The organism is Geotalea uraniireducens Rf4 (genome assembly GCF_000016745.1).
GTDB lineage: Bacteria > Desulfobacterota > Desulfuromonadia > Geobacterales > Geobacteraceae > Geotalea > Geotalea uraniireducens.
On record NC_009483.1, the window covers coordinates 2,348,944 to 2,368,426 of the forward strand.

The 19,483-nt window shown below is 53.4% G+C and carries 15 protein-coding genes, 1 tRNA gene and 2 riboswitches; of the genes, 11 read left to right on the forward strand and 5 right to left on the reverse strand.

Going from position 1 to position 19,483, the window contains the following annotated elements; genetic code table 11:
* Positions 1-43 precede the first annotated feature (43 nt).
* Together GURA_RS10210 and GURA_RS10215 are read right to left on the reverse strand one after the other, a co-directional pair.
* Positions 44-481: a hypothetical protein gene (locus GURA_RS10210; RefSeq protein WP_011938908.1), complete on the reverse strand. Its 438-nt coding sequence runs from the start codon at positions 479-481 to the stop codon at positions 44-46.
* Positions 482-676: 195 nt separating this feature from the next.
* Positions 677-1,696 carry a hypothetical protein gene (locus tag GURA_RS10215; RefSeq protein ID WP_011938909.1) on the reverse strand — a complete coding sequence of 340 codons (1,020 nt, stop codon included), beginning with the start codon at positions 1,694-1,696 and terminating at the stop codon, positions 677-679.
* Positions 1,697-2,137: 441 nt separating this feature from the next.
* Here GURA_RS10215 and GURA_RS10220 point away from each other — a divergent pair, with 441 nt between their 5' ends.
* The 6 genes from GURA_RS10220 (at position 2,138) to GURA_RS10245 (ending at position 10,196) form a co-directional block, all read left to right on the forward strand.
* Complete coding sequence (locus GURA_RS10220; protein ID WP_049818911.1) at positions 2,138-3,388, forward strand: two-component system sensor histidine kinase NtrB; 1,251 nt, start codon at positions 2,138-2,140, stop codon at positions 3,386-3,388.
* On the forward strand, positions 3,385-4,728 hold the full coding sequence (locus GURA_RS10225) for a sigma-54-dependent transcriptional regulator (protein ID WP_011938911.1): 1,344 nt from the start codon (positions 3,385-3,387) through the stop codon (positions 4,726-4,728). The genes GURA_RS10220 and GURA_RS10225 overlap by 4 nt, the downstream gene beginning before the upstream one ends.
* Positions 4,729-4,909: 181 nt before the next feature.
* Entirely contained in the window at positions 4,910-5,446 is a 537-nt protein-coding gene (locus GURA_RS10230) for a hypothetical protein (RefSeq protein WP_011938912.1), read from the forward strand.
* 55 nt (positions 5,447-5,501) lie between these two features.
* A complete protein-coding gene (locus GURA_RS10235) occupies positions 5,502-6,383 on the forward strand; it encodes a transporter (protein WP_011938913.1) in 882 nt (293 codons plus the stop codon).
* 237 nt (positions 6,384-6,620) lie between these two features.
* Positions 6,621-7,511: a hypothetical protein gene (locus tag GURA_RS10240; protein WP_011938914.1), complete on the forward strand. Its 891-nt coding sequence runs from the start codon at positions 6,621-6,623 to the stop codon at positions 7,509-7,511.
* Positions 7,512-7,667: 156 nt separating this feature from the next.
* Positions 7,668-7,744, forward strand: a riboswitch (cyclic di-GMP riboswitch).
* Positions 7,745-7,893: 149 nt separating this feature from the next.
* Positions 7,894-7,971: riboswitch (cyclic di-GMP riboswitch) on the forward strand.
* 173 nt (positions 7,972-8,144) lie between these two features.
* Positions 8,145-10,196, forward strand: a complete 2,052-nt coding sequence (locus GURA_RS10245; RefSeq protein WP_011938915.1) for a fibronectin type III domain-containing protein — start codon at positions 8,145-8,147, stop codon at positions 10,194-10,196.
* A 102-nt stretch (positions 10,197-10,298) separates the two neighbouring features.
* On the opposite strand, the gene GURA_RS10250 is transcribed toward GURA_RS10245, so the two are convergent.
* The 3 genes from GURA_RS10250 to GURA_RS10260 form a co-directional block, all read right to left on the reverse strand.
* Positions 10,299-13,364, reverse strand: coding sequence for an ATP-binding protein (locus GURA_RS10250; RefSeq protein WP_011938916.1), 3,066 nt, complete (start codon positions 13,362-13,364; stop codon positions 10,299-10,301).
* Positions 13,365-13,594: 230 nt separating this feature from the next.
* Positions 13,595-14,455: a ParB/RepB/Spo0J family partition protein gene (locus GURA_RS22800; RefSeq protein WP_011938917.1), complete on the reverse strand. Its 861-nt coding sequence runs from the start codon at positions 14,453-14,455 to the stop codon at positions 13,595-13,597.
* 329 nt (positions 14,456-14,784) lie between these two features.
* Positions 14,785-14,859 (reverse strand) — tRNA-Val (locus tag GURA_RS10260).
* An 813-nt stretch (positions 14,860-15,672) separates the two neighbouring features.
* Between GURA_RS10260 and cobO the strand changes: the two genes are divergently transcribed.
* From cobO to GURA_RS10285, 5 genes are all read left to right on the forward strand, one after another.
* Entirely contained in the window at positions 15,673-16,215 is a 543-nt protein-coding gene (cobO, locus tag GURA_RS10265; protein WP_327049737.1) for a cob(I)yrinic acid a,c-diamide adenosyltransferase, read from the forward strand.
* An 80-nt stretch (positions 16,216-16,295) separates the two neighbouring features.
* Positions 16,296-16,700: a cobalamin B12-binding domain-containing protein gene (locus tag GURA_RS10270; RefSeq protein ID WP_011938919.1), complete on the forward strand. Its 405-nt coding sequence runs from the start codon at positions 16,296-16,298 to the stop codon at positions 16,698-16,700.
* Positions 16,701-16,851: 151 nt separating this feature from the next.
* Entirely contained in the window at positions 16,852-17,802 is a 951-nt protein-coding gene (gene meaB / locus GURA_RS10275) for a methylmalonyl Co-A mutase-associated GTPase MeaB (protein ID WP_011938920.1), read from the forward strand.
* A 93-nt stretch (positions 17,803-17,895) separates the two neighbouring features.
* Positions 17,896-18,732, forward strand: coding sequence for a L,D-transpeptidase (locus GURA_RS10280; RefSeq protein ID WP_011938921.1), 837 nt, complete (start codon positions 17,896-17,898; stop codon positions 18,730-18,732).
* 117 nt (positions 18,733-18,849) lie between these two features.
* Positions 18,850-19,458, forward strand: coding sequence for a DedA family protein (locus GURA_RS10285; RefSeq protein ID WP_011938922.1), 609 nt, complete (start codon positions 18,850-18,852; stop codon positions 19,456-19,458).
* Positions 19,459-19,483: the final 25 nt, after the last annotated feature.

Below are 19,483 nucleotides of genomic sequence, written 5' to 3' on the forward strand. Positions count from 1 at the left end.
CTTCTCTCTTCGCTCATGGCCTGACTCCGCTCCTGCATGGGCCTCATAACCTGGTCACCTGGATTATCGACCATTTTGCCACAGCAGTGAAATCGGCAATCGTTATGGTGAAGTTGAGACCCGCCCGGACTGCTGTTCCCGGGCTGATATTCGCAGTAATATTGTTGGCGTAGATGACGTTTCTGTTACTGTCGGTTCCGGCAAAATTCACTAGAACACTGGCGGTTCCCGTCCCGTTGTTTGTTATGTCGACCAGGGCCTGAGCGGAGACATTGGTTGAGTCGCGTGAAACTTCAACAACCGACAGATTCGTGGCGATTATGGTTCCTGACGGGTCTTTGATGCCTATGACGGCCGTGGTGGTATTGGTAAACGGTGGAGGAGGAGCTGGCGGGATGGTCGGGTTGTCTTCGGGGAACCACTGGGCGCCGCAGCTGGTCAATGATATGGCCATGATTGATATGAGAAGTGAGCGCATCATTCGGGCTTCCTTTTTGTCCAGGACCGGTCTGCGACGATCATCTCCGTTTGCATGTTTTTACATATCCATGTCAATTCGCCTGATAATTTAAAGCTAGCCCATAAACGCCGATTGTCAATTCAACAGTATGGGTACATTCGGGAAACCTCCGGGGTTTACGAAACCCCGGAGGTTTGAACCCAAAAAACCGGCGGTTTATTTTCTCTGTCCTCTTTGTATGGACCTTCCGCCCCCACGGGAGGGCGGGCTTACCATTCCGCCGCCGCGTGGCGCCGGACTGATCATCCTGCCGCCCCGGGGAGACGGGACGGACATGCCGGTGCCACGGGAGGGTGGTGCGGCCATTCTGCTCCCCCGTGATGTCGGTGCGGCCATCCTGCTGCCGGGGATTGTCCGTGCCCGAGGCCCGTTAAAAATCCTTCTATCGCTCCTTGGAACACCGGTAGAGATAAAACCCCTCGTACGGGAGACACCTATACCCGCAAAGGTCCTTCCTCTGAACCTTGTCACGGGGTCGATGCGGAACACCCTGTGTCGCCTCACGTCGTTGAAGTGGTTCGAGACGAACGCCACTCTCCTGTCGATGATAACGGTCCTATGGAAATCGTTCAGGATGAAGAAGCCGGGAAACCAGAAACCCGTCCACCAGAACGGATAAGGAACCCAGGAATACAGGTAGTAGTAATCGGGGGGTGGGGCGTAGTACGTGACCACCGGCGGCCCTTGGTTGTTATAGTAGTTGTTTATGACCGTGGGCTCCGGGTAATTTTCAGCGCCTGGCGGTGTCTCTTCATAGGTTTTTCCGTCGGTGTGAGGTTTAACTGCCAGACTGAGTTCGGCATTGACGTCATTGAATCTTTTGAGTGCTTCCTCCTTGCCCATTGATATCTTTTTTGCATCCACGGCATCGTTTATCGATTTTTGCAATTCACCGATTATGTCCGGCGTAACAGGGTAATCGGCGATCCACCCGTTCCGCGGCGTAATGCCGGCTTCTCCCAGAATGGTCTCCGCCTCGGTCTGATCGTCGGTCGTTCCCAGTCCCAGTGCGAATACCAGCTTGACCGCCAGGGTGCCTTCCCTGATCAATGGTTGTCCTATCGGTGGCGGGCCCTGTTTTGTCTGTTCAGCTTGTGCATGGACCATTATTGGAAACAATATGAGAAGCAGACTGACGACGACTAACTTAACCTTGAAAAGCGATCGTCTTTCCATGGCATTCTCCTTTCTTTCTTGGATAATTGGGGTTTCCTGATGGAAACTATCCGGAAAAATCGGTTAATCGGCAAACTGTGGACCATTAGAACCAACTGCCGGCTAAGGTCTGTTCTTCAAAATTGCTGCGAAGCTCGGCATGGCCCCTTATTCCGCGTGTTACGTTCCTAAGGATAAATTATACCGTTTTTTGTCTTTTCCGCACACGTTCAAACCAGAGCGGCGGCACAAATGCAAAATTCGATGATTCACGCCAGGCAGGATACTTATCCGTAAGTTGGTGCAAAGATCTTCACGTGAAGTGCAATGTTTTGCACCACCAAGGTGCCGCAACGTACCTTGTAGTGATGTAACTATTTGTAATAACACGAAAAATGAATATTCAGTTATCGGCATGCAATATGATATAGTATCGTTAAAACCATGAGTTTTCAGGTGATTATGCTGAAGAAAATATTAGTTGTATTCGGTTTTGGATTATCGCTGTTTCTTCTCTGGTTTGCCGTGAGCAATTACCGGGCAGCCGGTCCCATTGCCGAAGAAAATCTCCGTGGCCTCGCAGTATCCTTGGCTGCAGCGATCGAGAATACTACCAGACAAGACCCTTCATTCAAGTCCTTGACCGGGTTTCACCCTTCCGACGTTGCTTTTTTTGCCATAATCGATCGGAAGGGAACCATTCGCTTCCATTCGAACTCCGACCTCATCGGGAGTTCCACGGACAATCGCGATGTTCTGGCGGTCATGCAGAACAAAGTAATATCCGAATCGAGAGTGGTGCTTGGTACCGGAGAAAAAGCGTACCTATTCGACATTCCTCTCGATATTCACGGGGAGGTGTTTGCCCTTCGGCTTACGCTGCACACTTATAAGGCCGATGCGGTGGTGAGACGGGCTCGTCTAAATTTTGCCTTGCTCCTGTCGCTCTTGGCCGTCGGGTGGTTTCTGGCCGTTATCATCTACCGGTTTGCCAAACGGGAAGAGCGGCACCAGATGGAGATGGCCCATCGGGAGAGCCTGGCCAGGCTCGGAGAAATGGGCGCCATGCTCGCCCATGAGATACGCAATCCCCTGGCGGGGATAAAAGGGTATGCCCAGGTTATCGAGAAAAGACCGGCTGAAGAACGAAACCGCAAGTTTGCTCAAAGCATCGTCAACGAGGTCCTGCGGCTGGAAAACCTGGTGAACGAACTTCTTGCATATGTGAGAAACGAAAGTACATCCATGAACCTGATCGATAGCGGTGGACTCATTTCCCATGCCGTTTCTCTGATTCGTCAGGAGGCTGAGCAGCTTCATGTGGCGGTCAGCATCGAATGTCCAGAAAATCTGCCCGTCCTAGGAAACTCGGACCGACTGGTTCAGGTACTGCTCAATCTTTTTAAAAACGCTCTCCAGGCAATGCCCGACGGCGGCAGTTTGCGCATTTCAGCCGGTATCGCCGGTTCAGCCGTTAGCATAACCGTTGCCGATTCGGGAGCCGGCATCAGCCAGGAGGACATGGCGAGGATCTTCGAGCCGTTTTTCACTACCAAAGCACGGGGAACCGGTCTGGGTCTTGCCCTCTGCAAAAAGATAATCGGCGAGCACAACGGGACGATCAGCGTATCGAGCAGAGTCGGTCAAGGAACTTCAGTATCGATTACCCTTCCTTTGCAAAAAGGAAATATACCTGGCGGGAGCAGCTTATGACGGGACGTATACTTATTGTTGAAGACGATGAGACATTCAGGAGCTTTTTACGGACGATCCTGGAGGACGTCGGGCATGAGGTTCAGGAAGCCGGCGACGGCCTCAAGGGATTGCGTTTGCTGCGACGGGAAAACTTCGACCTGGTGATTTCAGACCTGAAGATGCCGGGTAAAAGCGGGCTTGAGCTGTTTCGCGAAACGAGACAGGACTCAAGCCCCCCGCAGTTTATCTTTCTGACGGCATTCGGGAAGGTGGAAGAGGCCGTTTCCGCAATCAAGGAAGGAGCCGTGGATTTCCTGACCAAGCCCCTTTCTGATCCCGACACCCTGCTTGTCCTGGTTGATAAGGTAATTGCATCGCAGGGCCGAGCACGAGACTATCTATCTCTCAAGGAAGTTGAGGCTGCGGGCCTGCCGCCGGAGGATTTGATTTTCGCCGGGGCGGCCATGAGAGACATACGGAAGATGGTCCATGAAGTTGCCGCGACCACTGCCAGCGTTCTCATTTACGGTGAGAGCGGCACCGGCAAGGAGTTGGTTGCCCGAACCATTCATTTGCTGAGTCCCAGACGTACGGCTGCTTTCGTTCCCTTGAACTGTGCGGCGATTCCTGAGAATCTACTGGAAAGCGAACTTTTTGGTCATGAAAAGGGCGCCTTTACAGGCGCCATTCAGGCGCGGCACGGTAAATTCGAGCTGGCCAGGGGAGGGACGATTTTTCTGGATGAAATCGGCGAGATGCCGCTTTCCTTGCAGGTCAAGTTGTTGAGGGTCTTGCAGGAGCGGGTTTTTGAGCGAGTGGGTGGCGCCAGGGAAATCAAGGCTGATGTGCGGGTTATCGCAGCCACGAACCGCAATCTTCAGGAAGAGGTGTCGGAACGGAGGTTTCGTGAGGACCTTTACTACCGTCTGAACGTTTTTCCGCTCAGTCTGCCGCCATTGCGGGAGCGTAACGATGCCGTTCATCTGCTGGCCGATTACTTTCTTCGCCGTTTCAGCCGACAGGTCGGCAAGAAACTCACGGGGATTGACGATGGGGCCTTTAATGCGATGAAAAGTTATGACTGGCCGGGCAATATTCGCGAGTTGCAGAACGTCATGGAGCGTGCGGTTATCCTGGCGCATGATGTGGTCAGATATAATAATCTGCCGGATCAGATGCTTGCAAAGTCCGCGTCAACTGCCCGCGGGGGCAAGGATGTCCTGAAATCCGTGGAACGGGAGATGATCATCAAAGCCTTGAACAAGCATGGCGGAAATCGCCGCCTGGCTGCCGAGGAGCTGGGATTCTCACGCAGGACCTTGCAGTACAAGCTGAAAGAGTTTGGCTTGCTGGATTAAATGTATCAGGTGCAAATCATTGCGTTATCCGTGCAATGAATTGCACGAATTTTTACTGAAAATTGGCATTACAAACTTGTAAACGATGCTAAAACAGATAGTTGTGTGGTGTGTGGTTTTTGGCACGAACTGTGGAATTCCTTCTGACAGCAAGTAAATCATATCGGGGTATTTTTGTGTGATGGGAAAAAGTCGCTTTTCCTTAATTATAGTGTCTGTCGTCCTTTTGCATTGCCTTTCAAACGGCAGCGCCTTTGCCGGTTTCGGTTTCGGTGGCTATGACGGCGGGGCGAGCGGTCTGGACTTCAACAAGGGGTATGATGTCAACACGGTGGTAACGGTCTCGGGTCGTGTGACATCGCTCCCGCATGCCGGAGAACAGGACCATCTTATCGTCGAGGTCAGCGCCGGCAGTGAAATCGTCAACATCAGTCTAGGCCCGAAATCGTTCTGGGAGAAAAAGGATCTAACGCTCCATTTGAACGACGACATCTCCGCCAAGGGATCAAAGGCACAGGGCAAGGACGGTAAAACCTACCTGATGGCCCAGAAGCTCACTAACAAGACTACCGGTGCCCAGGCGCTGTTAAGGGGGGATAGAGGTGCGCCTGCCTGGTCAGGGAGAACTGCAAACGGCTCCATGTCCAATCGTCCTGGCGGCGGGATGTTCAGGGGGGGCGGGATGATGCGGGGCGGCGGCGGAATGATGCGCCATTGACATTGATCGTATCACTCTGGTTATCGTCTAAATGCGTTACAATGGAGAGGAGAGCGTGAAACATAACCGTTGTTCGGAAAAGTTTATAGCCCTGCTGGTGGTCATGACCGTTTTGCTGATACCGTCCCGGCTTTTTGCTGAAGAGCCATCATACTCCACCAGCCTCGGTTTTGAGTTCACTACCGGCAAATACGGGACAGGAATTAAAACCGACGCCATCTTCATGCCGTTCACCGTTGCCGTTTATCCGACGGAGCGGCTCGATTTTTCGCTGCAGATACCCTATGTCTACCAGAGCAGCAGCGCAGTAGTTGCGGGCGAATTCAGGGGGATGCAGCCGCAATCCATGGGGATGGGCTCGCAGTCGGTCTTGGCCGCCATGGGTAGCATGGGCAGCGGCACCGGCGGGCCGGGCCCGAGAACTACGGCATCGGCGGCCAATGTCGATAAATCCCAGAACGGACTCGGCGACATCACATTCAGGGCAGGCTACATCGTGGTTCCAGAGGGAGATTATCTGCCGGGCATCCGTCCCAACTTCTTTGTTAAATTTCCCACCGCCGACAAGAACAAATTTCTCGGGACCGGCGCCTTTGACGGAGGTCTTGCCGTGGAACTTTTCAAGTGGTTTGGTTATTGGCTCACCATTGGGGAGTTGGGGTATGCAGTCCAGGGCAAATCGTCGGTGCTGGCCGTTAAAAATTACCTCTATTACAACGCCGGGGTCGGTTACCAGATCGGCGAACGGCTGCGGCCGATGCTCATGCTCAAAGGGAGCACCCCTCCCGTGGAGGGCGCTTCAGCCCAGCTGGAGGCGCGATTGAGGGTCAAGTACCAGATTACCGAACATACCGGCATAGACGGTTACGTCTCAAAGGGGATCAATACGTCCAGTCCCGATTACGGCACCGGTCTGGCGTTCTGTCTCGATTTCTGATCGGGGGCGTTAAACGTAGACACAGTAGTGTCCGTAAGAAAATTACACTGACTCACCAGCACATTGCACCCTCCCCCAGCCCCTCCTTTAGGCCCTTTGGGTCCATCAAGGGAGGGGAGCTTTAAAGTCCCCTCGCCCCTTGTGGACCCAAATTGCGGGCCTAAAGGAGAGGGCTAGGGTGAGGGGAAGTGCTGACGGAAACCGACACACTAACAGTTAAAATGAAAGGAGTAATCCATGAACAGGAAAATTATCGCAGCAGCAGTCGTGACAGCAGCATTGACAGGAGCACTTGCGGGATGCGGAGGAAGCGGCACGACCTCTGCGCCAGTATCCGTGAGCGGGACCGTGGCCGACGGTTATCTGGTGGGGGCCGAGGTCTTCCTCGACAAAAACAATAACTACCAGTGGGACGAAGGTGAGCCGAAGACCATGACCGGGCCTGGAGGAACGTACACGCTGACCATGACGGCGGGCGACATGGGAAAATACCCGGTCGTGGTCCGTGCCATAGCCGGAAGCACGGTGGATGAAGACACCGGACAGACGGTGCCGAACGATTACGTCATGTCCGCGCCTCCGGCTGCCGGCGGATTTGTCAGTCCCATGTCGACCCTGGTCAGGGAAAAAATGGAATCGAATCCGGGGATGACCATGGCGCAGGCGATGATACAGTTGAGGAACCAGCTCAATCTCCCGGCAGGCATGGACATGCTTGCCGACTATGTGGCGGGCTCCGGCTACGGCCCATACCAGGGTCAGTACCAGTCCATGCACCAGGTTGCCCGGCAGATGGCTGGGCTGATGGCGGACCAGTCCTCGCTCGTCTTGAACGGCAGCGTGGTCAACAAGGGGCGTTATCGGGGGATGATGGGACAGCTCAACCAGAACCTGCCGCAGATCGCAAACAACGCCTTTCAGGGGATGGGTATGGAAAGCACCTTCATGACCGACATGCGGAGCCGGATGCGGACGATGCTTGAATCCATGTCGGCGGTCAACGGTTTCGGCAACTACTCGGCAATGTTCCGTAACATGACCAGTCACCGGTTTTTCTGGAATTACTCAGGCGGTCGCATGCAACCGGGCAGCGGCATGATGGGCGGTGGTACGAGAGGCATGATGTAACCCGACTCTGCCGCAGCAGGAATGTGTTGATGCGAAAATGTGACGATCCTGTTGCTGGCCCGCACAAAAATTGTATTGACATCAGTCGCCGATTTTAGCTATGCTTCGTCACACGCACGAGCAATCAACTCGTTGCACAATCAGCAACAGCTTGATAGACGATAATACTTAACCATCCGCGAGGGTGGGGCGGAAAGCCTAAAGGGTCTCCATGAGATAGCCGGGTTGCCGAAATATCATACGATATTCGGCGACCCGGCTTTTTTGTGGTCAAAATTGGATAAAGGGGGGTGATAAAGCCGTAAGATGTGACGCGCCTGCGAGGGCGTAAGGTTATGTCGAGTTGTGAATTACTGTTACTCGGTAATAGTCCTTTAGTGGTACACGATAATACTAAACCATCCGTGAGGGTGGGGCGGAAAGCCTATAGGGTCTCAAGTCAGACAGCCGGGTTGCCGAAATATCACGAGATATTCGGCAACCCGGTTTTTATTTGCCCATTTACCGGATGTGGCCGAAAAAAGTAACTCGTGAACAAGGTTCGGATCACCCCATGACGGGCAGTGGGATTGAGCCGGAAGGACAACAAAAATTGCTGTGCCGTCTGGCGCAGCAAGGAGCAAAGGAGAAACAATGAGAGAACAGATTAAAAGAACGTTCGCCGGCATCACCGTACTCTGTCTTGTTGCCGTCGGTCTTATGCTGACCGGCTGCGGCAGCAGCGGCGGAGGTCTTTCATCCCAGGTCGTGAGTGGCGTTGCTGCGGTCGGCGCTCCACTTGCCGGGCAGGTAAACCTTAAGGACGCCTCTAACCCTCCACAGGAAAAGTCGACCGTTATCGGTAATGACGGTACGTTTGCCTTCGATGTCACGGGCATGAAAGGCCCGTTCATCCTGCAGGCGTCAGGGCGCGCCAACGGAACGAATTACGCGCTTCATTCCTTTGCCGGCGGAACGGGCACAGCCAACGTCAACCCGCTCTCAAATGCGGCGGTAGCCAGTGCTGCAGGGGTTGACGACCCGTCACAGGTCTTCGCGAATCCCGACCCGGTCACGCTCCAGAAAATCGAGTCCAATCTCCAGACAGCTGTCGCCACTATCCTGTCCAAGCTCCACCCGCTCCTGAAGCAGTACAGCGCAGACAACTCCGATCCGATCAAGGGGCACTACACCGTTGACCACACCGGTCTCGACGGCATGCTGGACAATGTGAAAATGACCCTATCCAACGGGGTTCTTACGATAGTGAATGCGAAAACCGGCGCAGTCATTTTCAGCGGCAAGATCTCCGACATCAATAACTGGAATTTTTCGGACGACGATAATAACATTCCCGCCCCGCCTGCCGTGCCCGCCGCTCCAGCCGGCTTGACCGCCACCGGCGCTGCCGGCCAGATGACCCTTTCCTGGAACGCCGTCAGCAACGCGACCTCGTACAATGTCTACTACTCGACCACTGGCGGTGTCTCTGCCGCCAATGGGACAAAGATCGCCGGGGCCACCAGTCCTTATGTCCAGAGCGGCCTTACCGCAGGAACCACCTATTACTACATCGTTACGGCAGTGAACAGCGCCGGCGAAAGCGCTGCCTCGGCCCAGGTTTCGGCGACCACCAATGCGACGCCGACACCGACGCCGACTCTCCCTGCTGCACCGACCGGAGTAATGGCCACAGGCGGCACCAACCAGGTGACCCTCTCCTGGAGCGCCGTCAGCAATGCTGCCTCGTACAACATTTACTGGTCGACCAAGACAGGCGTCACGACGAGCAACGGGACAAAGATCAGCGGTGCCATGAGTCCTGCGGTTCAGGCGGGGCTTGCTGCCGGCACGACCTATTACTACATCGTTACGGCAGTGAACAGCGCAGGCGAGAGCACGCCTTCCGTCCAGGTTGCGGCGACCACCGTCACTCCGACTCCCGCTCCGACCGTGCCGGCTGCCCCGTCCGGCGTGACCGCCACCGGCGGCGCCAAGCAGGTGACGCTGTCCTGGCCGGCAGTATCCGGCGCAACCTCCTATAATGTCTACTGGTCTACCGCTTCCGGCGTAACGACCGCGAACGGCACGAGAATCGCCGGGGCCACCAGCCCTTATGTTCATACCGGTCTTTCCGCAGGGACCAGCTACTATTACATAGTCACGGCTGTAAACGGCGCGGGCGAGAGTGCTCCATCAACTCAGGCGACCGCAACCACCAATGCCCCACTTCCGGCCGTTCCTGCTGCACCGACCGGTGTGACCGCCACAGGCGGCGCCAATCAGGTGTCTCTCTCCTGGTCGGCGGTCTCCGGCGCGACATCGTATAACGTTTACTGGTCTACGACTTCAGGGGTTACGACCGCTTCCGGGACAAAAATCGCCGGGGCCACCAGTCCCTACGTCCAGACCGGGCTTGCCGCCGGCACCGCCTACTACTACATCGTAACGGCGGTGAACAGCGCCGGTGAGAGCGCCGCGTCGGCAAAGACCACAGCGACTACCGCCGCCCCTGCAATCGACGGTGCAGCGCTTTATTCACAGTACTGCGCCGGGTGTCACGGAGCCCTGGCATCGTCCAACAAGAGGAAAACGACCGCTTCCAAGATCCAGTCGGGGATCAGCGGCAATGTCGGCGGAATGGGATATCTTTCCTCCCTCTCGGCGGCACAAATTCAGGCCATTGCTACGGCTTTGAATTTCTAGCGAAAAAGGTAATTGTATATTGCAACGACGAAGGGCCCCGAACGGGGCCCTTTCATTTTGAACGAGAGCCTGTCTGACGGCGCACTATTTTCAGTATGCCGGTCAGCAAGGATTCAGCTTGAAAGAAAGTTGATTTGCCGGTTCTTCTGCCTCACTTGCGATGCGTTGAACTTCTTTGAGCAGCTTTTCAGTGGTGAACGGTTTCTGCAAGAAGTTGACCCCTTCCTCAAGCATTCCCCTATGCACGAATAGTTCGTTCGTGTAGCCGGAGATGTAAAGGACTTTAAGGTCGGGAAAAGTTTCAAGCAGGTTTTCGTGCAGTTCCTGGCCGCTCATTTCCGGCATGATGACATCTGAAACCAGCAGCGCAACACTGTTGCCATACCGGTTCATCAATTCTACAGCCGCAGATGGACGGTCCGCCACCAATACTCGGTAACCGGATGATTCCAGCAGTTCGACAGTCATGGTGCGGACCATCTCATTGTCCTCGACGACAAGGATGGTTCGTTCTCCCGTTGTTGCCCCGTCCGTAGTCGCCGTAACAACGGAGTCGGCAGACGTTGTCGTGATTGGTTCCCTGCTGAGCGGCAGGTAAATGCTGAAGGTTGTTCCTTCTCCGACACGGCTCTTGACGGAAATGTATCCTTCATGCTGCTTGATGATGCCGTAGACGGTTGCCAGGCCGAGTCCTGTGCCGTGTCCAACCTGCTTGGTGGTGAAAAACGGCTCGAAGATATGGCTTAGAGTTTCATCATTCATGCCGCAGCCGTTGTCGCTGAAGTCCAGTAGCGCATAGGGGCCGGGCTGCACGCCGGGATGCAGCCTGGTGTACTCATTGTCCAGCATTACGTGGCCCGTTTCCATCAGGATCATACCGTTGCCCGATATGGCGTCCTGGGCATTGACGACCAGGTTCAGAAGAATCTGTTCGATCTGTCCACGGTCTGCCCAGATCGCAATTCCTCCCGATGCCAGGCGGATATCGATGGTGATATTTTCCCGGATGGTTCGCCGCAGAATGTCCTGAAAGTTGCCGAGTACCTGGTTCAAATCCACGGACTTCATGTCGAGCATCTGCTTGCGGCCAAAGCTGAGCAGTTGCTGAGTCAGGTCGCGCGCCTTGAAGGCGGCAGCCGTGATGCCGTTCACCTTGCCTGACAACGGGTCTCCCTCTGGCAGCTTGTGCTGGATCATATCCGCATAGCCGATGATGGGAGTCAGGAGGTTGTTGAAATCGTGAGCAATTCCGCCCGCCAGTTGGCCGATCGCCTCGATTTTCTGCACGTGATGCAGTTGTGCCTCAAGTTGGCTCTTCAGTTCTTCCGACTTGAAACGCTCAATGGCGATACTGGCGAGGTGCGCGGCAGACTCGATCAACTGGATCTCGGTTTCGTCGGGGGCGTGCCGCTCGCGATGGTAACAGGCAAAAGTTCCCAGCAGCTCGCCCTGCGACGATTTCACCGGCTCCGACCAGCAGGCTCGCAGGCCCGCCTCGCTGACGGGCCTGAAACCCTTCCATAAAGGATCTCCATCCACATCCTCCACAACTACCCGTTGGCGGCGATGCGCCGCCGTTCCGCAACACCCCATCCCCTCGGCAATCCGTACTCCGTCGACCGCCTTGTTGTAGAACTGGGGGAGGCTCGGAGCGGCGCCATGGCGCAGGAACTGGCCGGTTTCATCCGCGATCGATATGGAGCAGAGCAACCCCTTTCGTTCTTGCTCCACAAAACGGACTATGTTCGTGAGCAGTTCAGAAAGGTCTACGCCGGTGGCCATCTCTTCTAGTATCCGCAGTCTCGTCTGTTCCCGGAGTTCGCTATGTTTACGCTCGCTGATGTCCCTGACGATGCTGAGGATACGTTTTGTTCCCTCGCTCTCCATTGTCCGGGCATGGACCTCAACGGGCAAGATCGCGCCTCTTTTGGTGAGATATGCGGATTCGAAAATCGCTTCGCCATGCTCCATGATTGAACTGATTGCGGGTACGAGGCGGGCTGCAAACTCCGGTGGTTCGAAGTCGTGCAGCAGTGCCCCCTGAAGCTCGTTCTGGTCATATCCGATCATCTGGCAGAGGGCGTTGTTGAAATGTACCAGCCGTCCATCGGTATCCATCAGCAGTATGGCGTCATTGGCCGAATCGATCTGTGCAGCCTTGATCCGAACCTGTTCCTGCTGTTCCCGCAGCGAGTTCTGCGTCGCCTGCAACTGGTCGAGATGGCGCAAGAGAAGTTGCATCAGCAAAAAAAGAGCAAGGCAAAGACCCAGGGTCGTGGCTGTTTCATATGTAACTTTACGTTTCCATGGCGTCAGGATGTCGTCCCGGTGCAACGAGACAACTGCCACGACCGGAAAGCGTGAGAGACGATGATATGAGACGATGCGCGGCGACTGGTCCTCTATGTTTTTATTATCATGGAAGGTGCCGGATTGTGTCGTGCCAAGGTGATCCCGGAAAAGGGCCGATCGTTTGAAATCGACCGCAAAGGCGTTCTCTGTGAAAGGCTCGCTCAACAACGGCGAGCCATCGGTTCGAATCAGCTGCACCTTGCCACGGGGGCCGAGGCTGATGGAGGTGTAGAAACGGTGGAAGTAGTTAATCTCGAAGGCAACTGCCGCAAGACCGGCGAACCTGCCGTCAGGGTAGGTAAGCGGCCGCGTCATGGTAAAACGCCAGCGGTTTACGAGTCTGCTGATTAACGGACGGCTGATGAAGAGGCCTGTGTCGGGTTTATCCCGGTCAAAAATAAAATACTCACGATCAGAGACATTGATCTGTTTTGATGGAAATTCAAGGGAATTGACTACCATGATGCCGGAGCGGTCGGTCAGGAAGATGGAGCCTATCTGCGGCGTGTCGCCACCCTGCCGCCTGATAATGTTGAACAGCGTGCGTCGTTCAATGTGGTCGATGCCTCCCCGTTCGGCAATATCGTTGACCACTTCCCTCAAAGCACGGTCAGCCTCGGCAAAGGCACTGCCGGCATGTTCGCTCAGTGCACGGGAGTAGCCTTGTGATTGCAGTTCGGCGGCTGTGATGATGGCGTTGCGTTCGGAATCGATATGCCAAGCCAGAATACCGATGACGGCGATGATGAGGAGTACGACAAAAAATCTGATGCGAGACTTGAACTGAGCGATGGTAAGTTCGGGCAGGGGAAGCATGAAGGCCTCGGTGGGGTTAGTGTATTTGCATAATGCTGCGGCATCTTGATAGTTATCAAATTAGCTGACCGTTGTCGGTCCTAAACTATTTATCGGCATAGAATCACCATGGTTGACTTATTTGTATACAGACCGGTGTATTTCGTCATGAGCTCCGCCTGATTGATGTGTCTCGTCCCGTTAGCGCAGAGACTGGTAAAAACCTGAAGTTCGGCATGCCGAACCTATGACTAACTACTTAACTTAACGATCAAATCTCCAATTTTTGCATGGAGTTCTTCCAGATTGTTTTTCATTTGCTCCCGCTGTTTGCTTTTCAGAATTTCTACGTCAACAGTGACAATCCTCTGGGCAAAGGACTTAACGAAACTTACTCCTATTCTTTTTTTGCCACTTGCCCCCGGCCGATTGATTTTCCTTAGCTGCGCTCTCGGCAATTTCTCCTTCTTATAGCCGTTATAGGCAGTTATCATCTCATCGGCAGTTGGCTGTCGGGCAATCTCAACGAGAATGCTCTTTGCCATATGGGGATCGCGCCGGCACTCCTCTTTGATTGTCTCCGGCAATTTTGTTAATGAGATGGTTTCACTAACCGTTGTTTTGGATTTTCCCATGATCGCGCTCACATCATCAAGCGTGTACCCATTTCTCTCTTTAAGACTGCTTATGGCTTCTGCCTCTTCGATCGCTGTCAGATCACTTCGTTGCAGGTTCTCTATCAGAGCAATTTCAGCCGGGTCGCCATCCGTGAAAACCACGGGAATCTTTTTCAGCCCGGCTTTCCTTGCGGCAAGAAGTCGCCGCTGCCCCGCTACGAGCAGGTTTGAACCGTCAGTATCCACCTGGACAATGACCGGTTGCAAGACCCCGTGTTTCCTGATGGATAAGCATAATTCTTCGAGACGTTCTTCATTGATGTACCGGCGTGGTTGGGAGTCCGAGATCTGGAGAGCTTCAACATCGAGTTCACTATTTTTCCGCTGTTTGCCCACTTTTGTATTTTTAACAGGGGATGCTTCTTCCGCAGTTAAGAATCCTGTGTCAAACATCGAATATTGTTCATGTTCTTTGTCGTTATTTTTACCAGACATCGGTTTCCTCCCGGAGGTTTTCTGTCCATTGGCGTATATTTTCTGGCATAGAATTTAACATTTTCCCAAAACAGATGACTGGTGATTATGGCGAAATATATTATAAAGTCAATTATAACGGATAGATATATTGCAATTTATTTTTGTGGGGTAGTTGACAATTTTGTAGACCTCATAAAATGGTGTAAAAGAAATTGCGCACAGACTTGAACAAACTATGCTTTGAGGGGTTTTTTGAAGGATGTTGAACAAAAACGATTAAATCGCATAACGGTTCGATATCAAAAAGAAAAAGGGCCAGGTCTGTTGACCTGGCCCTGTATGTTTTATGGTGGGCGATGCTGGGATCGAACCAGCGACTTCTACCGTGTGAAGGTAGCACTCTCCCGCTGAGTTAATCGCCCATGTTGTTGCATTTAATAACAGAACCGTGCATCTCTGTCAAGGGGAGATTCAGAGCATCCGCGATAATCCAGATGCCTCTGCACAGTTTTATTCAAAATAAAAAAATGTTATAAAGTACCGAATTCAACTTGACACTGAATGGTCTGAGTTGATATATTTCGTCGCGCTGCAGGGTTTTTTAGCCTGCTTGAAACATGACAAAATCAGGAGAACTTCATGCCGGGGCGTTTAATACTAATAAAACACAGCGTTGTCCGGTTTGGTTTTTGCTTACGTCCCGTAGGGACAGAATACTGGTAGCCGGGGAATTCATTCCCCGGTCATCCAGGCGAAATATCATCACGTCACGTACGTGACGTGGGGAAATATAGCATCTCATCCGGGGGATGAATCCCCCGGCTACATTCGAACGCCCCTAATGGGGCTTAACAACCTTGATGCACAAACCAAACCGGACAACGCTGAATAAAACATGATGAGTGGATGCCGTTGTCACCTTGAACCGGCCTGAAGCGATGAACGATCTTCTGGATCTGAAAAACGCCTGCCTCATGGAGCGGGACGCCTTTGCCCTCTTGCTTTACCACCGAAGACCAGAAAGAAGGGATGATCGCGTTCGTGGAGAACGGCCGGCACAGTTCAAAGGCGGATAAACAGTGAACAGTAAGAAGTAAAAAGTAAGAAGTAAGAAGTAAGAAGTAAGAAGTAAGAAGTAAGAAGTAAGAAGTAAGAAGTAAGAAGTAAGAAGTAAGAAGTAAGAAGTAAGAAGTAAGAGGCGAACTGCCGGACGACTCACGACTTACTACTCACGATTGAGGATTTCGATGAAGCTGGAACATGGTTATATTCAGGTTTACACGGGTAATTGCAAGGGGAAGACCACCGCAGCTCTTGGCCTGGCTCTCCGCGCTGCAGGCCGCGAGATGATGGTCTGTATGGTCCAGTTTATGAAAGGCGGTGGACCTTATGGTGAACATCTTGCCGCAGAAAGGCTCGCCCCCTACCTGACCATCATCCAGACCGGTAGGGAAGGGTGGGTCGATAAGGACAACCCTCATCCGGAAGATGTCCGGCTGGCCCGCGAAGCCCTGGTGACCGCAAAAGAGGCCCTGACCGGCGGTCGTTACGATATCGTCATCCTCGACGAAATAAACGGTGCGGTTTCTTTCGGTCTTATTGGTGTGGACGACGTTCTTGAGCTTATGAGATCGAAGCCGGCTCATGTCGAACTGGTGCTGACCGGCAGGAACGCCGATGAAAAAATTATCGAGGCAGCCGACCTGGTTACGGAGATGCGGGAGATCAAGCATTACTACAAGGCCGGCGTGCCGGCAAGAATCGGCATTGAAAAGTGATGAGGCGGTTGATGGTTCATGGAAGGTTGATGTTGAACATTTTATTTATATAATTTTTCACGCAACTAAAGGAGATTGACATGGCTGAGAGAAAACTGAGGGTACTTGTTGGAAAACCGGGCCTTGACGGTCACGACAGGGGGGCGAAGATCATTGCCCGCGCTTTCAGGGATGCGGGTTTCGAGGTGATTTACACCGGCCTTCATCAAACCCCGGAGCAGATCGTCTCTGCCGCAATTCAGGAAGACGTCGACTGCGTCGCACTTTCCATCCTATCCGGCGCGCACAATACCCTCCTCCCCCAGGTTTGCGAGCTGTTGAAAGAGAAAAAGGCGGATGATATCCTCGTCTTCGGCGGTGGAGTCATCCCTGATGACGACATACCGGGACTGAAGGCCTCCGGGATTCGAGAAGTATTCACTCCAGGCACGTCAACCGAAGATATTGTCGCCTGGGTGCGCAACAATGTGAAGCCGCGCGCATAAAGTACGGCTACATGATAATAATGGTAGGGGCGCTGCCCCGTCGCGATTGTATCTGGTGATACGGAGAAGTGCGACGCGGGTTTCGCTCCTATAGTTTTATAGGGGTAGTGCTATTGTATAAGAAATTGCGTCTGGAAAGGGAAGTGCGCTCATGTCTTTAGCTGAAAAGATACTTGATGGCGATATCCGCTCAGCGGCGAGGCTGATGCGGGATATAGACGACGGTCTCAGAAGTGCCGTCGAGGAATTGAAAACCCTTTATCCCCATACGGGCAAAGCGTTTATCATCGGTTTGACCGGTCCTCCCGGTGCAGGGAAGTCGACCCTCGTCGACCAGCTCACAGCAGCCTATCGCAAAAGGAATAAGAGGGTGGGGGTTGTGGCGATTGACCCGAGCAGTCCCTTTACCGGCGGCGCCATTCTCGGCGACCGGATCCGCATGAACCGTCATGCAGATGACGAAGGGGTGTTTATTCGCAGCCTGGCAACTCGCGGTTATCTGGGCGGCCTGTCCCGTTCCACCGGCGACGTGGTCAATGTCATGGATGCCATGGGGATGGATGTCATCATCATCGAGACGGTCGGGGTCGGCCAGGACGAGATCGACATCGTCCGCATGGCCCATACCACTGTAGTTGTCATGGTGCCGGGGCTGGGGGACGATATTCAGGCCATCAAGGCCGGTATCCTCGAGATCGGCGATGTTTTCGTGGTGAACAAGGCTGATCGTGAAGGGGCTGACCGGACAGTGCGCGAGTTAGCCAACATGCTTGATATGAAGCCGAGCAAGAGCGGCGAATGGCAGGCGAAGGTGCTGAAGACTGAAGCACAGCGCAATGTCGGCATTGAAGAGATGGTAGAGGAAATCGAATCACACAGAAGCTATCTCTTTTCTTCCGGCGCAATCTCGCATCTGCTGGAGGAAAAAAATGCCAACCTGTTCATGGAAATCCTGAAGGATCGTCTCTTTGCCGAGGTCTTCGGCCATATCAAGATGAACGGCAGGTTCCGCGAGATAGTGGACGGGATGATGACCCGGCAAAAGGACCCGTACAGCGCAGTCGACGAGATTCTGGCGGAGAGGTTCGGCAAGGGGGCATGAGCCCCCTTTTTCTTGACCGCACCGCTGAAAAGTGTTAGTTGTATGGTAAATGGGGCTGAGGCCCCATTAGTCGTTTAAGCAGGGGATTAAATCATGTTGCGCAAGTTGTTGTTTTTTATCGTCTTGATTCTGTTGTCCGCTATTGTTGTCTATAAACCCGGCGCAACCTCCGAGCCGGGTCCCAATCCCCGGGATCCGGCGAAAGAGAATTTGACCAGGGTGGAATATCCAAGTCTCGATAATATACCCTGGAAAGCGCGGTTCATCCAGCCTCAGGACACTCTGGAGTCGTTGTACGGCAAGGACTGGCCCACCGTTGCCCGCTTTAACAGGATAGACCGCCGACACGTCTATCCCGGCATGACGATCAAGGAACCGCTCGATATCGCTTCTGCCGGGAAATATACGCCGATGCCGCTGACGTATGAGCCGGCCAAACGTCACGAGAAGTACATCCTGATAAGTCTAGATGAACAATGGATGGGCGCTTATGAATTCGGCAAGCTCAAGTTTTCCATGCCGGCCGCGACCGGAGCAAAGGACCATGAAACCCCCGTCGGCGTATATCAGGTTGATGCGCGGCATCGCAACCATACATCGTCTCTTTACAAAACAGAAGATCAGACCGCCCAGTATCCCATGGATAACGCCATCCGTTTTCATGTCGGGGCGGATAACGTATCGTACTGGATTCATGCCCGCGATCTTCCCGGTAAACCTGCTTCGCACGGTTGCGTAGGACTCTCCGATGAGTCAATGCAGAACAGGGTTTACGGTATTCCGGAAAAGCCGACTATGATGGATTCGAAAAAACTCTACGATTGGGCGGTCGGCGAAGCCGAATATGAAGATGATGCCGGTGAATTGGAGCTTCTGGAAGACGGTCCGATGGTTGAGGTAGTCGGCGTCAATCCCCGTTACCGGATGTAAGGACAAGGAACGAGGAAAAAGGAACGAGGAGCGAGGCATAAGGAAAAAGATCAGTCCTCGATCCTTTAACCTCGTTCCTCGAACCTTTGACCTCGAACCTGTTTCCCAGGAGGAGTAGTGCAGCAATTTCTCAAAGACTACCTTGAGTTGCATGGCTACTGGGTTCTGTTCCTCGGCACCTTTCTTGAGGGCGAAGCAATCCTCATCATGGCCGGTTTATTCGCATTTCAGGGATATTTGAATATTTTCGGCGTTATTTTTACCGCTTTTGCCGGTTCTTTTTTCGGTGACCAGTTTTATTTCTATCTGGGACGCTGGAAAGGGCCGTTGCTCCTGAAAATCTTTACTTCCATAGCCAGGAAGTTCCGCAAGGCCCTCAAGCTGATCGAGAAGTACGGCACCTTTGTCGCCTTTATTTCACGTTATACATATGGTTTCCGTATTATTCTTCCCATTATCCTGGGGATGACCAATCTCGCAGCCTTGCGCTTTCTCTGGTTAAACCTGATCAGCGCCTTTACCTGGGCGGTTGTCTTTTCACTTGCCGGTTATCTGTTCGGTAAGAGTGCTTCGCTTTTTGTCGAAGATGTGCAGCGGTACGAGCCGTATCTGATGCTGGCTCTGCTCTGTCTCATCGCTTGCATGTGGCTGTCGCATTTTGTCCATGCCTGGTGGCGCAGAAGACCTGCTATGGCGCGTCTGAGGAGAATGAGGAAGGGTGGTTGATGGTTGATGTAGGTGGTCAAAACCA

Bases quoted from the DNA above. Each gene is read 5' to 3' on its own strand.
- GURA_RS10210 (WP_011938908.1), bottom strand. From the start codon at position 481: ATGATGCGCTCACTTCTCATATCAATCATGGCCATATCATTGACCAGC.
- GURA_RS10215 (WP_011938909.1), bottom strand. From the start codon at position 1,696: ATGGAAAGACGATCGCTTTTCAAGGTTAAGTTAGTCGTCGTCAGTCTG.
- GURA_RS10245 (WP_011938915.1), top strand. From the start codon at position 8,145: ATGAGAGAACAGATTAAAAGAACGTTCGCCGGCATCACCGTACTCTGT.
- GURA_RS10230 (WP_011938912.1), top strand. From the start codon at position 4,910: ATGGGAAAAAGTCGCTTTTCCTTAATTATAGTGTCTGTCGTCCTTTTG.
- GURA_RS10280 (WP_011938921.1), top strand. From the start codon at position 17,896: ATGTTGCGCAAGTTGTTGTTTTTTATCGTCTTGATTCTGTTGTCCGCT.
- GURA_RS22800 (WP_011938917.1), bottom strand. From the start codon at position 14,455: ATGTCTGGTAAAAATAACGACAAAGAACATGAACAATATTCGATGTTT.
- meaB (WP_011938920.1), top strand. From the start codon at position 16,852: ATGTCTTTAGCTGAAAAGATACTTGATGGCGATATCCGCTCAGCGGCG.
- GURA_RS10250 (WP_011938916.1), bottom strand. From the start codon at position 13,364: ATGCTTCCCCTGCCCGAACTTACCATCGCTCAGTTCAAGTCTCGCATC.
- GURA_RS10240 (WP_011938914.1), top strand. From the start codon at position 6,621: ATGAACAGGAAAATTATCGCAGCAGCAGTCGTGACAGCAGCATTGACA.
- GURA_RS10270 (WP_011938919.1), top strand. From the start codon at position 16,296: ATGGCTGAGAGAAAACTGAGGGTACTTGTTGGAAAACCGGGCCTTGAC.
- GURA_RS10220 (WP_049818911.1), top strand. From the start codon at position 2,138: ATGCTGAAGAAAATATTAGTTGTATTCGGTTTTGGATTATCGCTGTTT.
- GURA_RS10225 (WP_011938911.1), top strand. From the start codon at position 3,385: ATGACGGGACGTATACTTATTGTTGAAGACGATGAGACATTCAGGAGC.